The organism is Micromonospora sonneratiae, assembly GCF_042679305.1.
Lineage (GTDB): Bacteria > Actinomycetota > Actinomycetes > Mycobacteriales > Micromonosporaceae > Micromonospora_H > Micromonospora_H sonneratiae.
Genome location: NZ_JBHTMP010000043.1, coordinates 1 through 14,988, shown reverse-complemented (window position 1 = coordinate 14,988; position 14,988 = coordinate 1). Strand labels below are relative to the sequence as shown.

The window sequence follows — 14,988 nt, the reverse complement described above, 5'->3', positions numbered from 1 at the left end:
GCCGGGCCGAGACCGTCCTCGGCGCTTTTCTTTCATCATTCGCGAATGATCGAAAGGCGTCGTTCCGACGATGATGAGACAATCACGTCCGTCGAAGTGTGCTCCGCCCGGCGCGGGACACCGATCCACCGACCGAGAGGACGACGATGCCCACGATGGATGCGGTCCGGGCCTGGACCGACACGGACTACCGCGCGACCCTCAGCGCGGAGCAGCTCGCGCAGCTACCGGCACACCCTGCCGGGGACCTGAACGCCGAACTGGCCGAACTGGTGGAGATGTACGAGGCATGCAGTACCTACATGACCCCCTGCAACACCGGCCCGGCCAGCACCGGTCCCGCGTGCTGTGCCTGTTGACCTCCTGCTGACGGGCTTCCCCTCCGCCAGGGCACAGACACTGCCCGAGTGGCTGAGCCGGCCGGTGCACACCGGCCGGGACGAACTCGCCGGGGCAGGGCAGCGGCTACGGGACTGGCGCTCGGCGGTCTCCTTCGAGCAGACCGGAGCGGAATCCGCCGGAGCCGGGCGGCTGTGGGCCAGCCGGCTGGCCGCAGCCGGGCTGGACGAGCCCACGTTGACCCTGCTACTCGCGGCGGAGGGGACCTCAGCGCCAGAACCGGCGGCCGGCGCGACCGCCGATGATCCGGATGCCGGGGGGACGGCCCTGCCGTGGGTGCGGGAACTGGTCGGCTGGTACGCGGACCCGCGTAACGAACCGGCGGACGTTCCGCCGTGGCGTACGGACGACTTCCCGTTCCTGGCCGTCGCCGAGCCGATCGCCATGGTGATGCTCCGCCAGCTCGGCGAACACCTGGCCGGACGGGAGACGATGTTCCACGATCCCGCCGGTCTGCCGGGTGCCCTGCTGGCCGGCGGGCTGCTGCCCCGGCTCAACGCGATGCTGTGCCGCACCACCCTGCTGGAACTCGGCGTGGCCCGGGTCACCGGCCAGCTGTCCGGTGCCACGCCCACCGAACGGCTGCACGATTTCCTGAACCAGCTGCGTACCCCCGCACGACGCTGGTCCCTGCTGTGCCGCTACCCGGTGCTGGCCCGGCAGCTCGTACAGGTCAGTCAGGCCTGGCTGGCTCAGACGGCCCGGTTGCTCGACCGGCTGGCGGCAGACCTGCCCGCCCTGTCCGAGCAGTTCGCGGACGGGGCCGACCCGGGCCGGGTGACGGAGGTGGCCACCGGCCTCGGCGACAACCACCGGGATGGGCAGTCGGTGGCCACGGTGCACTTCACCGGTGGCCTGCGGGTGGTCTACAAGCCGCGCCCGGTCGGTGTGGACCGGCACTTCCAGCGCCTACTCGAATGGGTCAACGACCGCACCGAGGGGATGGCCCTGCGGACCCTGCACTGTCTGGACCGTGGTGCCTACGGCTGGGTCGAGTTCGTCACCGCCCGCCCGTGCCGGGACACCGTCGAACTCCACCGCTTCTACCGTCGTCAGGGCGGTCTCCTGGCGCTGCTCTACCTGGTGCGGGCCGCCGACTTCCACGGCGAGAACATCATCGCCGACGGTGACCAGCCCGTGTTGGTGGACCTGGAGACGCTGTTCGAGCCCGGCCTCTCGACCCTGGTCATGGTCGGCGAGTCCGGCGCCGAACGGGCGATCGCCGAGTTGACCAGTGGTTCGGTGTTGCAGGCCGGGCTGCTGCCCACCGGTACCTGGCAGACCGCACAGGGCAACGTGGACCTGAGCGGCCTGGGGTGGAGTCCGGGCCAGCGTTCGCCGATCCGGCTGCCCTACGTACACGCCGAGGGCACCGACGCGATGCGGATGCGGATCGAACGGCAGGACCTTGGCGCGCCCGCGCACCGGCCGGTGGCCGGTGACGAGGAACTGCGCCTGTTGGACTACAGCGACGACGTCTCGGCCGGCTTCGCGCAGGTGTACCGCGCCCTGCTGCGGCACCGCGACGAGGTGGCCGGGCTGCTGCGCGCGTTCGCCGACGACGAGATCCGGGTGCTGATCCGGGACACGGTGACGTACGCGATGCTGCTCGACACGTCGTTCCACCCGGACGTGCTTCGGCGTGGCCTGGACCGGGAACGACACTTCGACTGGCTCTGGCGGGACGCGGTGTACCGTCCCGGGCTGGCCGGTGTCATCGAGGCCGAGCGGCGTGACCTGTGGCGTAACGACGTCCCGATGTTCGCGGCGACCCCGGGCGGTGCGGTGCTGTACGACAGTACCGGTGCCCCGCTGCCCGACGTACCGTTGGAACCCGGGCTCGACCGCGCGTTGGCCACGCTGGCCGAGTTGAGCGAGACCGACCTGGCCCGGCAGCTGTGGCTGGTCCGCTCCTGCATCGCCACCAACGCGCTCCAGCGTGGCGAGACACAGATCTACACGTACTACGACTTCCGCCCCGCCGATCGGCCGACCGGTCCGGAGCGGTTCCTGGCGGGCGCGGCCGACGTGGCGCATCGGCTGGCCGAGATCGCGGTTCGTGCCGACGGCGAGGCGTTGTGGCTGGGTCCGCACCGTACCCGTCCGCGCACCTGGTCGGTGGGGGCGCTCAGCCCGAGCATGTACGACGGCGTGCTCAGCATCGCGTTCTTCCTCGGTTACTACGCCGAGGTCAGTGGCGACCGACAACTACGCGGGCTCGCCAGGGAGGCTGCGGCTGCGGCCGTTCGGCAGATCCGCCGTCGGGCGCTTCGCCGGGTACACCCCACTGCGAATGCCGACTTCGGCGGCCTGTGCGGCCTCGGTGGCATGGTGTACGCGCTCACCCACCTGGGCACGCTGTGGGCGGATCGGGAACTGCTTGCCGAGGCGCACGCACTGGCGGCCCGGATCGGCCGGACCCTCGGGCAGGACACCGAGTTCGCGGTGGCCGACGGGGCGGCCGGTTCGCTGCTCGCCCTGGCCGGGCTCCATCAGGTGGACGGTGCCGGCAGCACCCTGGACCTGATCCGGTCGGCCGCCGACCACCTGGTCGCCCACCAGCAGCCGTACGGCGCGGGCGCCAGTTGGCTGCCCCGGCTGATGGCGGAGAACGGTCTGGCCAGCCAACCCCTGGCTGGCTTCGCCCACGGCACAGCGGGGATCTCCGCCGCCCTGGTGACCGCCACCCGAGTACTCGGGGACGAGCGGTACCGGGATGCCGCAGCGCGGGCGGTCGGCTACGAACGGGAGTTGTTCGAGCCGGCCACCGGTAACTGGCGGGATGTCCGGCACGCGGTCGAGCCCACCGCTGCGGTACGGATCGAGTCGGAGCGCGACGTGACGACCGACCGGGTGGCGTGGTGTCACGGTGCACCCGGGATCGGTATCGCCAAGCTGCTGACCATGCCGGTGCTGGACGACCCGACGGCGCGGACGGAACTGGACGTCGCGATCCGCACCACGGTCGACCGGGGATTCGGGTACGGACTGTCCATGTGCCACGGTGACTTCGGCAGCCTGGAACTGTTGCTCCTGGCCGCACGGCAGCTCGACGACTCCGTACTCGCCGAGACGGCCCAGCGGCATGCCAGCGGCATCATGGACGCCATCGACGAGCGGGGCTGGCTCTGCGGCCTACCGCGAAACGTCGAGATTGCCGGGTTCTTCTCCGGGATCGCCGGTGTCGGGTACGGCCTGCTACGCGCCGCCGACCCGGAGCGGTTTCCGTCGGTAACGGCGCAGGAACCGCCCCGGCTCTGACCATCGCTGCCGGCATCCGTTCCGAAGCGTGCTGACGTGGGAACGGACCGAGAATCTGCCGTCCCGGCACGTTCCCACGTCAGCGGGGTGCAGAGTTCGTATCGGCGACATGCTCCCGTACGGCAGGGCCCAGCACACCGGATGGATCCCAGCCGGTCCACATCGCCGCCGGATTGTCGATGATGTCGAGGCCGGGCAGGGGAGTACGGAGCCATTCGTGGAACCCGTCGCGCGACATCGGCATCCGGGTGGCGAGCATGAACGAACGATCGCCCACTGGGGGGCACCTCCACGGGTTGGTCAGCGCCGGGAGGCCGGGGCAGTGATCCGGACCCGCTCCTGCTCGGGACGGGCCTCGATGTCGGCGAGCTGTTCACAGACCGTCTCTCGCAGGTCGTCGTAGTCCCGGAAGGAGTAGTCGTTGAACAGGGTGTAGCCGGCCCACATCAGGTTGGCGCAGACCTGCGCCGGCACCCGACCCGTTGCCGCGCCCATGCCGACCAGCGCAACCGACCCGATACTGCCCGGCTCCCGCTCGTTCTGCATATGGATGGCCTGGAACGCGGCGGCGCAGGCCAGAGCGACGTTCAGCGTCTCGCGTACGTTCTCCGCCGACTCCGTCATCGTCGGCGTCGAGATCAGGAACTTCGGACTGGTCGCCCCGGACGGTACACACACGGCACTTCCGATCGGTAGCGACCCGCCGAACTGGTCACGGATCGCACGCTGGACACGTAGCTGGATCCCCGCCCCGAGGTGCCGTTTGATGACCGCGTCGACCCCGCCGTCCATCCGTCCGCGCGAGTTGGTCGGGCTGACCCAGGCGTCGACGTGCTGGTTGATGATCGACCCCTTGGCGATTTCGACCTCGGGGGTGTCGGCGAACGCCGAGCGCCATGCCTGCACCACCTTGGCGTTGACATCCCTCAGCACCACCCTGAGTCGGGGCTTCACGTGGTCGACGGTCATGGCTCACTCCGGTCGTGGGAGGGGTTGTTTCCAGCGCGACGAAAGGTAGCGGAACCCACTGACAAACAGGATTCCGGCGGAGACCGGTAGCCGATCTCCGCGATGACGGACGCGCCGGCCCGGTGCTAATCTGCCGTACGCCTTGCGCCGGCCAAGCCCCGATACGCGGCCGTCCACGACAGAAAAGCCAAGCTCACCCGTACCAGAGAGCGGGTTAGCTGGTTCTGTGATGCCGCATCCGGGGTCCGCGTGGCGCAACTTCCCACTTCGACCGCCCGTGCCGTCACCGGTACGGCTCGCCATTCCGGGAGCCCACGATGAGCGACAGCAACGCCCCGACGCCGTCCACCCCGGATGACCCGCTGGGCCTCGCCGAACTCTTCTCCGGCGGTGGCGAGCCGTGGCTGCCGCTGCTGAAGCCGGTCATCGAGGCGCGGCCGGGCGCAGCCACCTTCATCGGCCCGGGCCGCAGCCCGCAGGTTGTGCCGGTCCGGGAACTGACCTTCCAGGCGCTGAAGCCGAACCCGCCGCAGAAGTGGAAGGTGGTCGTCTTCGGACAGAACCCGTATCCGCGGCCGGAGAGCGCCACCGGCATCGCCATGTTCGACAACACCTTCCACGACTGGGCGGACAGCCAGTTCGGTCGGGTCGTCAGCATCCGCTGCATCATCAAGGCGGCGGCGATGTGGAAACACGGCATACCCAAGAAGACCCCGATCGCCGACATCCGCGCACTCCTGAAGAAGCAAGACACCGTACAGCCGCCGGAGTGGTTCCAGGCGATGCTGACGCAGGGCGTGCTGCTGTTGAACGCGGCCCTCACCGCCAGCAGCGACGGCGCGATGGCCACCGATCAGCACACCACGTTCTGGCGACCGGTCGTCGAGAAGCTCGTCGAGGAGATCCTGCGGGCCAAGCAGGATGCCGACGAGGAGGACCGGGGTGTGGTGTTCGCGTGGTGGGGGGCTCATGCCCGGAGCCTGAAGAACGTCGTACTCCGGCTCCAGCAGAAGTACCCCGGGGTGGAGGTCCGGCACATCGACCATCCCAACCCCGCGGCACAGGGCGACATCTTCTGTGACGGAGACCACTTCGGTGCGGTGAACGCGGCGCTCAGGACACTCGGGGCCGACGAGATCGACTGGCTGCCCAGCAAGGGGTGGAACGCGGTCACGGCGCAGGGCGGTGGTACGGACGCGGACACCGCCGACCGGATGGGTGCGTTCATCGCCTCCACCATGGAGCTGCACAAGCTCTACCTCGAGCGGCTTGCCAGCGTCAAGGACGAGGGGCTGGCGCTGCCCGAGATCACCGGCGTGTTCGACACCCCGCTCATGGACTTCCGCGAGGCTGTCGCACCGGTCGCCAAACGGCTGTCCGGTCTCGACTGGCACGTGGAGCAGTCACACCAGTTCGGTATGCGACAGGTGGACGGCGGAGCCGACGGCCTGTCCGCCGACGAGGTCGCCGCTGTCTACCTCTACACCTGCGAGTCGGCGTTCTACCGGCAGATCAACGCCACCCTGCGCAACCCGGACCGTACGCAGATCCTGCCGTACCTGCCGTACCTCCGCCTTCTGTTCTCGGCCGTGTCACGGCTGCCGGTCCGCAGGGAGCTGCTGTGGCGCGGGGTGGCGCTGGACCTGCGGGCGCAGTACCCGCTCGGCCAGACCGTGACGTGGTGGGGGGTTTCCTCGTGTACCTCGAAGCTCAGCGTGGCCCAGGCGTTCCTCGGCCACCGCGGCAAGCGGACCCTCTTCGAGGTGTCGCCCGCCCGGGCCGTCGGCATCCGCAGTTTCTCCGCTTTCACCGGTGAGGAGGAGTTCATCCTCGCTCCCGGTACCCAGCTCAAGGTGACCGAGGTGAAGGCCGAACGTGGTGGACTCTGTACCGTCCGCCTGACCGAACTGGCCGAGCAGCGCATGGTGGCTTAGGCAGCCCGAATCCGGGCGCACCACCGCGATCGCGGTGGTGCGCCCGGCCGGCGCCCGAGAGATCTACGTCAGAACGGCCACTGCTCGCGGGACCCCGCCTCGATGAGTGGGATCATCCGGAACGCGGCGTCGGACAGGCCGCCGAAGGTGTGCCGGTTTCCGGTGGTCGGCGTGTGCCCGACCCGGTAGCCGGCCAGGTTCCAGGTGTACACCGGAACCTGCTCCGGCACCGCCGCCGCCACATCCGTCGAGCCGTGCCAGTGCGCCTGCTCGTCGGTGAGGATGACCACCCGGTCGTGGCGGTCGTAGTGTGCCCGGACGGCCTTCTCGGTCTCGGTCCCGCCGCCGTAGAAGTAGCCGCCGTCCTTGAACCGTCGTACCGCCGCCAGCACCGACTCACCCGCCACCGCTGGAAACACCCGGGTGGCGTTGGAGAACGAGACCACCGTCGCATCCCGGGCGCGAGCCGCCAGTGCGAGTCCGAACACGGTTGCCGCGTCCCAGCAGCGCAGCGTGCCGTCCTTACTGAACCCGCTGTTCATCGACCCTGACGTGTCGATCAGGACCAGGGTCCGGCCGTCCAGAGCGGGCACGTTCGCCAGCGCGTGCTGCAACGCCCTTTCGAGCGGGTACGCCCACCGCAGGCTCGGTGCCGCGTTGTACGCCGACAGGAACCGCATCGGCAGCACGCGCGACGCTGTCACCTGCGTCGGATCGGCCAGCCTGGCGGCTACCGACTCCGCCACCGCGTCGCTCACACCGGCCTGGTCGAAGTTGCGAAGGTTACGCAACAGCGCCAGGTAGCCCATGCTCGGGATGATCGCCTCCCACGCGGTCGCGTCCATCGCGGTCTGTCGCCATCCGGCGAGCGCCTCCCAGGTCATACCAGCCGCGCCGAGCACCGCCGGATCGGTGATCTCCCGACGCTGCTCCACCGGCAACGCCATCAGCTCCGCCCGGGCCGTCAGCAGCTCCAACGAAGCCGGAATCGGGTTGTCGCGCTGGTGACGCCGATCCAGAGCATGCCGGAACAGATCACCCTGTCGCCCGTTCTTCGCCGTCGGATGGGTCAGGTCGACGACGTCACCGAACCGCACCGCGCTGCTGTCGGAGTCGTACTTGAGAAGGCTGCGCTCGTGGTACAGCCGTACGGCCGCATCCGCGATGCCCCGCTTGACCGGCTTCGGCACCGCCCGGCCGTATCGCCCCAGCCAGTAGGCCAGCGCCTCGCCCGGCTCGTCGGCCCGCTGCAACGCGGCGTCGACGATCGCCCGCGAGCCGGGAATGCCCGCCGTGACCTGTGCACGCGCCCCCTCAAGGGCCGCCACCACCGACGCCGAACGCAGCATCGCGCCGGTACGCAGCCACGGCACGAAACGTGCGAACCACTCGGGGTCGGTGACCGCAACGTCGGCGACCAGTTCCCGGAACCGGGTATCCCGGCCAGCGGCACCCTCGTAGAAGGTGTCCTCACCGACCATGTTCGACACACCCAGTAGGAAGAGGGCGGTACGCGGATCGCGGGCGAAACCCGGTGCGCCCTCGGCGGTCACGATCCTGTCGGCCCCGAGGTCCGCCCCGTGGTTGTTCTGGCGCAGCTTGACGTTGAACTTGGCCATCCTGTTCCCCTATGCCTGCGGGATAGGGAGACGTCACCACACCACACACCCGAGACCGGAAGTCGGCAACGGACTGCGTCCGCTGCTCTGTCCGATTGAGCTATCAACCCGAAGGTGTTCGAGGGATTCGAACCCTCAACCTGCGGATCCGATGAAGTAACCGTTGCCTGCGCACCGGGTATGCGGTGTAGCGGCGCCTCCCGAGATCGGAAGTTGGCGACGGACGTACTTTGCAGCGTGCCATGGGCCCGCCAAGATGTAACCGTTGCCTTCGCACCGGGAAGTGCGTGCACGAGGCTAGCTGTGGCAACGTCAGCCGGGCAAAGGGTTTTGCTGCCCCGTGGAGACGGACGAGGGAGAACAAGCCGCATACCCGAGATCGAGGGACGACAACGGAACGGAAGTGCCTATTGCTCTGCCATCTGAGCTACCGGCCGTCAGGCTGGAGGGGACTCGAACCCCCGACCCATAGATTAGAAGTATCCGTTGTCTGCGCACCGGGCATGCGGCTTGAACGCTCCCCGAGGGCAAACGGTGGCGACGGGCTTGATCTGCCGGAGGAAGGAACCGTCGCCTTCGCACCGGGTATGCGGCGTGAACACACCTCCCGAGACCGGAGCGGCGACGGCGACCGGCCCTTGCGGGCCAAGGTGACCTCGGCCGCTGGTCGACACCGCCGAGGCGGCGGCAGGATTCGAACCCGCGTCTCCCCGTTGGAAGCGGAAGTAGCCGTTGCCTGCGCACCGGGAGGTGCCAACGCACGATATGCGACCGGACGCATGCCAGCAAGCCGAATCCGTACGGTCCGTACGAGGCAGGTCATCCTCTGCCCCTCTGCCCGCCTGCCGGTACGTTCCTCACATGCCTTCACTCGACGAGCGGTCGGATTCATGAACAGTGGTGGCAGCCCGCTCGTTACGATCGTAAATGCGTGCCTGCGCGAGGGAGATGGCGGCAGCCCGACCGCCGTCCTCGACGACCTGCCCCTGACTGACGAGCAGCGGGCGAGTGTGCCCCGCCTCATGGGGACCTCGCATGCGGTCTTCGTCTCCGTCGGCGAAGACGTACCGAGTGGCGCGGGGGAGGGGCGCGTGCTGGCCTCGCTGCGCTTCTTCACCAGCGGAGGGGAGTTGCCCGCCTGTGGCCACGGGACGGTTGCCGCGCTGGCCCATCTCGCCGCGCGTACCGCAGGTCGGGAGTACGAGGCCACCCTGAGTACGTCCGGTCGTACCTTCACCGGCCGGGCCGTCCGGGACGGCCAGCAGATCCGGGCCGTCTTCCGAACCGGAGGCGTCGACCTGCGTGACGCCACCGGCGCCGAACTCGACCTCGTCCTTGCGCCCCTCGGCCTCGCCCCGGATACGCTCGCGTCGGATCCCCGTGTCGCCTCGTTGGGGCGAGCGCGGCTGCTGGTGCCGGTGGCGGCCGGGGACGCCCTTACCAACCTCGCCCCGGACCTCGTTCGGCTCCGTGAGGTCTGCGACCGCCTCGGCCTACTGGGCTGCTGCGTCCACACCATGCCGACGGGTGGTCGAATCGCGGCCCGGATGTTCGCGCCGTCCATCGGGGTGCCCGAGGACATCGCCAACGCCAACAGCGCCGCCTGCCTCGCCGCCCAATTCGCCGGCCGGGGCAGGACCGACATCGCCGTCGACATGGGCGACTCCCTCGGTGCCCCATCCACCATCACTGCGGTGGCGGAGTCCCGGCCAACCGGGCTGGTGGTTCATGTCGGCGGGCACGCGGCGATCAGCCACACCCGCCGGCTGGACTGGAACCGGTAGCCACCGGTAACAGGCGGTCCGGGCAGCTGCGGTCCGGCCGGATCGTCGTCGCTGACGGTCGAGGATCCGGTGGTCGGGACGCTGTCGGGCCCTGCCGCCCGTCCGACGGAGTCGGCGCGCACCCGAGGGTCGAACCGATCACCCGAGCGTCATCCATCTTCTGTCGTTGTGTTTGCCAACCATCGGCACTCCTGCTGCCGTGCCCAGCCGATCGGCGTCACCCGCCAACCGCAGCGGCAGGGTTCCTGCCAGGAACACGACTCTTCCTTCCGGAACCCCCCGTCCCACCCTCATCGTGTGTGCAGCGACGGAAGCGCGACCTGACTGTCCACATTGGCCGGACGGGTTCGCCCGTCCCGGCCGCCGCATGCAGGTCCGGGCCCGTCGCGATCCCTGTCGCAGTGGCCGGGATCCGCCTGCCCGCGGGTCCACGGCCGGAGAGGAACACCCATGGACACCGACCACGGCAGCGTCGGGTACGCCGTGGTCGCCGCCGACGGCGACGACCCGGAGAGCCTGATCGGCGCGCCGCGCATGGACGAGGAGGAGTGACGTGGCGGCACGACTCGCCCCCGCCCGCGGGTGCTCCGCGCGGAGAAAGCGGAGATCAAAGCCCGCTGACCAGTCCGTCCCGCTGACCGTCCGCGCGCCGCTGCGGCCGTCCTACCTGGAGAGAACCACGTGAACACCCTGGCCCAGACGCTCGCTACCGCGACCCTGGCCGCCGCCCAACCCGGCGCCGTGCCCCCGTCGACGTACAACGCCCTACTGCGCAACCCGGTGCCGCTGCCCGGGCCCCTGACACCGACGGTCGTCGACTGGCCGCTGACCAACACGGCTGGTGGCCGGCGCACCGGAGACCAACGGCCCACGCTGTCGGTCTTCCTCGGTCCAGGTGCCACGGTGCACGGACTTGCCCACTGGATTACCAAGCGCCTCTGGCCCGCCGGAATGACCGCCCCCACCGACGAGGGCCGGCTCCAGATCGCCCGTGGACTGTGGGCGTGGAACCAGAGCTACCTCACCTGGCACAGCAGCGAACCGTGGCGGGCCGGCCTGTGGTTTCCGCTGCCGGTGGAAGTCACCGAGGCCGGTGACTCGTGGAACACCGACTGGGAGGCGGTGCGGCTGTTGGGCCTCGCCCACCCGGAGATCGCCGCCACGGTGCTGGAGTTGCCCGCCGCGTCACTGCGCCTGCCGGAGCCGAACCTGCTGCGCCAGGTCGTCGCGACCTGGCGTACCGGCCTGAGCCTGGACGACATGGCCGCGTTCGTGGAGCGCCGGATCGTGGGCAACCCGTTCGAGGCGGTCTTCCGGATCGTGGAGATCCTGCGCCAGGTCGAGACCACCAACCCGGCCGACGCCGCCACCCTCGCGGTGAAGATCACCGCAAGGGTGGCCGCCTGGGAGTTGGAGCTGCTGGCCGGCGTCACCTCCGGGCACGCCCTGCTGCGCCGCCTGTTCACCCTGGCCAGCCGTGCCACCGGCGCGGAGGCGACCGCTGCGGTGACAGCGCTGGGCACCGCTCTCGGGCTCACCCGTACCGAGGCGGGCGTCTGGCAGCCACCGGAGCTGGTGGGCCCCCGCGTCGTACCGGACGAACTGCCGCTGCCACCCGTCGCCGCCACCGCACCCCTCACCGCGGTCAACGCCACCGACGCGCCCACGCAGGAGAAGGCCGGCGGCATCCGGTACATGATCCACGGACGTGACCTGCACCTCGGTCAGCAGACCACCGAGAACACCAAGACCTGGTACGGCCCGGCCTACGGCGGCCGTCTCGAACCCGCCAGCTTCATCGAGGCCAACGAGGCATTGATCGGGCTGACCAGCGACGCTGAACGGGCCCGGCTGCGGGTCGTACGGCTGATCTCCCCGAAGGAGGGCATGCTCGACGCCTCCCGCAGTGCGGACGCCGGCCTGCTCTCCACCGGCATCCAGCAATGGTCGGCGCACGTCAACGAGGAACTCACCGTGCTGCTGGCCCGCTACAAGAACGCCGCCCCGGACCTGTACGACCTCTACTTCGGCATGTGGGGCCTGCAGGTCGAGCTGTGGTGGAAATCCGCCGGCGTGGAGGCCGTCGCCGAAACGCCCGACCCGGTCAAGGTACAGGCTGCCAACCCCGAGGCATACAACGCCGACGGGACACCGAAGGCGGGCAAGGACTTCGCGCCGGTCTATGCGACGCTGTTCGAAGTACCGCCGGGCCAGCCCCGGCGGCGGCTCCCGGCACCGACCGGGGCACAGAACGCGGTCAAGCCCCGGCAGGCGTTCTTCGGCGTCACCAAGACCGGCAACAAGTACCACATTGCACCGCACTGGTGCGCCCGCGTCCGGATAGCCTCGCTGTGCTCCACCGAATACAAGGTCACCCAGATCTGGACCGGCATCTGGCGGTTCGAACGGTTGGCCCGACAGCCGCTTGCCGGCGCGGCGTTGAAGGTGCGCGGCCGACAGTTCCGCATCCGCGACTTCATCAGCTCCGAATTCCTGGCGGCGGTGGCCCTCGACCAGCACATCAACAAGCCGGCGAAGGTGCCGCCGGCGATCGACGCCGCCATCACCCGTACGGAACGGGCCATCGCCCGGCTCGACCCGGCGACGCAGCACGAACTACGGCCGTTCGACCCAGAGCCGGCCACCGCCCCGCTACGGCCGGCCTGGCTGCGGCTGTTTCAGCTGAACTACCTCATCGAGCGGGACATCTACGACAAGCAGATCCGGGACCACTATCTCCTGCTCCTGCAGGACCGGTTCAAGAACGACACCGAGCTGACCGGCCTCGACGGCGCACCGGGCAGCTTCCACGGATGGGTGGGCGCATGATCAACGTGGACGGACTCGACGCCGACCTCACCGACCTCGGCACCGCGCTGGGCCTGCTCGTCCCAGGCACGGGCGGAAAGCTGCGGCTGGACGAGGCGTTCTTCACCGACCCGTGGGGACGCATCGGAAAGCTCGTCAGCGACGACATCCAGCGCGCGGCCCTGGTCCGGGCCATTGTCGCGCTGCTGCCGCAGGACGACCCGCGCTTCCCGACCATCGGCCGGGACCCGCTCGGCGTACGCACCCGGCACGTGCCGCTGCTGGCCCAGGACGGCAAGGGGCAACTCTTCCTGATCGTCCGCGAGGAGGGGGAGGGGCGGCTGACCCTCGGCCTGGCCGCCGAGGGCGGACCGATGGCCGGTGGGCCCGGCGTCACCGCACAGCTCGACCTGCTCGTCGCCGACGGCGACGGCCTGCAACCGGTCGCCGCCACCCCGGAACACCCGGTGCGGCTGCGGGTACGCACCCCACTCGGTGACACCGGGGCGACCGCCGAAGCCAGCGTCCTGCTGGTCGCCCCACCACACGAGGCGCAGACCCGGCTCATCGTCACCATCACCGGCCTGCCCGGCATGTCCACGCCCCTGGTACTCGACCCGGGGGCCGGCAGCGCGGGCGCCGCCACCCTGGTCACCACCCTGCTGCGGCTGGTCCTCGCCGAACTGTCCGACACGGTGCCCGAGCCGGTACGGCTGGTCGCCGAGCACCTGCCCGGCCTGCTCGGGCTGATGCCAGGACTGGCACCACTACCGTTGGACCGCCTGGCCGAAGGCCCGGCCGCCTTCCGTGACTGGCTGGCCAGGCTGGCCACGTCCCGTACCGACACCGGTGTTCCAGGCCTGGTGGCCTGGCTCGACTCGGTCGGCCAACTGCTCGGCCGACCCGTCTCGGGCCGTACCGAGCTGCCCACCGAAGCCGATCCGATCGTCTTCCAACTGGTCGACGACCCCGCCGTCGCGCTGACCATCGGTGTGCGTACCGACCCGGCGACCGGGGGCACGGCCCTGGTGTGGGGTGCCCGGATCGGCTACGCCGGGACCGGTGTGGACGCCCGGGTCGACGGCGACGCCGTCCTGCTGGTCATGCCACTCGGCGACGCCACCCCGGTCACCCTCTTCGAGCGGCTCGACCTCGTGGTCACCGCCCCCGCCACCGGTGGTCGGCTGTACCCGGCCGACGGCGAGGCCGTCGGGGCGTTCCAGGTCGGCCGGCTTCGCGCCGGAGTCCGGTACAGCGCCGCCGATCGGGCCGTCCGACCACTGCTGGAACTGCGTGACGTACACCTCGACCTCGACGGCACCCCGACCGAACTGCCGCTGGTGGACCTCACCGACGCCCGTTCCCTGACCGCTGCCGCGCAGTCGCTGCTCACCGAGGCCATCGACGCCGGCCTGGGCGCCGCCGCCGGGCCGGTCGCCGCGCTCCGCCGGCTCGTCGGCCTCGGTACGACACCCGGCGTTGACCCCGCACTGCCGACCACCGCACCGGCCGCCGCCGTCAGCGCCTACTACCGGGCGCTGCGTACCACCTCGCCGGGCTGGGCGCCGCTGCTGGCCGACCTCGCCCGGCTGGCCGGTGTCGACACCCCGACCGTCGTCGGGGCCGGCCCCCCCGCCGCGCCCTGGCCGGTCGACCTGCCGGTATTCGCCGGTACGGCGCTGGCCGTCCGACTGTCGCTGTGGGACTCCGGCACCCCGGGCGCACCGGTGTTCACCCTCGGCCTCGGCCTCGCCGCCGGGTCGGCCCTCGACCCTGCCCAGCCGTGGCGGGCCGACGCTCGGCTGACCCTGGTCAGTGTTCCACTCGCCCCCGACGGCGGGCCCGCGACCTGGCTCGGGTCGGCGGCCGTCGCCGCCGCGTTCGCCGCCGTCGCACCGGCCGTCGGCGGGGTGACCGTCCACACCGACGGGGTACGGGTCGACGTCGGCTGGACACTGGGCACCCCGATCACCGCCACGGCGACCGTACGGGGGCTGACCGTCGTCGTCGACGAAACCTCGTACCCCCTCGGGGACCTACGGCTGCCCACCGCCGGACCGATCGACCCGACCCGGCCCGACCTGGGCCTGGGCATCCCCGTCGGCACGCTGTGGGCGGCACTGCGCGCACTGGTGTCCCGCGTCGCGTACTCCTGGGGCGGCCCGGCAGCCCGCGACCTGCTGGCCCTCGTCGGCGTCGCCGGCCCGGACACCA

General features: G+C 70.3%; 9 protein-coding genes and 1 tRNA gene. 6 read left to right on the top strand and 4 right to left on the bottom strand.

Going from position 1 to position 14,988, the window contains the following annotated elements; all coding sequences use genetic code 11:
* The first annotated feature begins 146 nt into the window (after window positions 1–146).
* Together ACFQ4H_RS23965 and ACFQ4H_RS23960 are read left to right on the top strand one after the other, a co-directional pair.
* On the top strand, window positions 147–359 hold the full coding sequence (locus ACFQ4H_RS23965; RefSeq protein ID WP_377574297.1) for a mersacidin/lichenicidin family type 2 lantibiotic: 213 nt from the start codon (window positions 147–149) through the stop codon (window positions 357–359).
* Entirely contained in the window at window positions 349–3,660 is a 3,312-nt protein-coding gene (locus ACFQ4H_RS23960; protein ID WP_377574294.1) for a type 2 lanthipeptide synthetase LanM family protein, read from the top strand. The genes ACFQ4H_RS23965 and ACFQ4H_RS23960 overlap by 11 nt, the downstream gene beginning before the upstream one ends.
* A 79-nt stretch (window positions 3,661–3,739) precedes the next feature.
* Here the strand turns inward: ACFQ4H_RS23960 and ACFQ4H_RS23955 are convergent, their stop codons facing one another.
* Window positions 3,740–3,937: a hypothetical protein gene (locus tag ACFQ4H_RS23955; RefSeq protein ID WP_377574291.1), complete on the bottom strand. Its 198-nt coding sequence runs from the start codon at window positions 3,935–3,937 to the stop codon at window positions 3,740–3,742.
* A 23-nt stretch (window positions 3,938–3,960) separates the two neighbouring features.
* A complete protein-coding gene (locus tag ACFQ4H_RS23950; RefSeq protein WP_377574288.1) occupies window positions 3,961–4,629 on the bottom strand; it encodes a macro domain-containing protein in 669 nt (222 codons plus the stop codon).
* 317 nt (window positions 4,630–4,946) lie between these two features.
* Here ACFQ4H_RS23950 and ACFQ4H_RS23945 point away from each other — a divergent pair, with 317 nt between their 5' ends.
* Window positions 4,947–6,563: an ADP-ribosyltransferase domain-containing protein gene (locus ACFQ4H_RS23945; protein ID WP_377574285.1), complete on the top strand. Its 1,617-nt coding sequence runs from the start codon at window positions 4,947–4,949 to the stop codon at window positions 6,561–6,563.
* Between the two features lie 68 nt (window positions 6,564–6,631).
* Here ACFQ4H_RS23945 and ACFQ4H_RS23940 read toward each other — a convergent pair whose 3' ends face one another.
* Window positions 6,632–8,182, bottom strand: coding sequence for a TROVE domain-containing protein (locus tag ACFQ4H_RS23940; RefSeq protein ID WP_377574282.1), 1,551 nt, complete (start codon window positions 8,180–8,182; stop codon window positions 6,632–6,634).
* Between the two features lie 682 nt (window positions 8,183–8,864).
* Window positions 8,865–8,927, bottom strand: a tRNA-OTHER gene (locus ACFQ4H_RS23935).
* A 145-nt stretch (window positions 8,928–9,072) separates the two neighbouring features.
* Here ACFQ4H_RS23935 and ACFQ4H_RS23930 point away from each other — a divergent pair.
* The 3 genes from ACFQ4H_RS23930 to ACFQ4H_RS23920 form a co-directional block, all read left to right on the top strand.
* Window positions 9,073–9,966, top strand: coding sequence for a PhzF family phenazine biosynthesis protein (locus ACFQ4H_RS23930; protein ID WP_377574279.1), 894 nt, complete (start codon window positions 9,073–9,075; stop codon window positions 9,964–9,966).
* A gap of 681 nt (window positions 9,967–10,647) precedes the next feature.
* Complete coding sequence (locus ACFQ4H_RS23925) at window positions 10,648–12,795, top strand: hypothetical protein (protein WP_377574277.1); 2,148 nt, start codon at window positions 10,648–10,650, stop codon at window positions 12,793–12,795.
* A partial coding sequence (locus ACFQ4H_RS23920) for a hypothetical protein (RefSeq protein WP_377574274.1) occupies window positions 12,792–14,988 on the top strand: 2,197 nt, incomplete at its 3' end. The genes ACFQ4H_RS23925 and ACFQ4H_RS23920, both read left to right, overlap by 4 nt.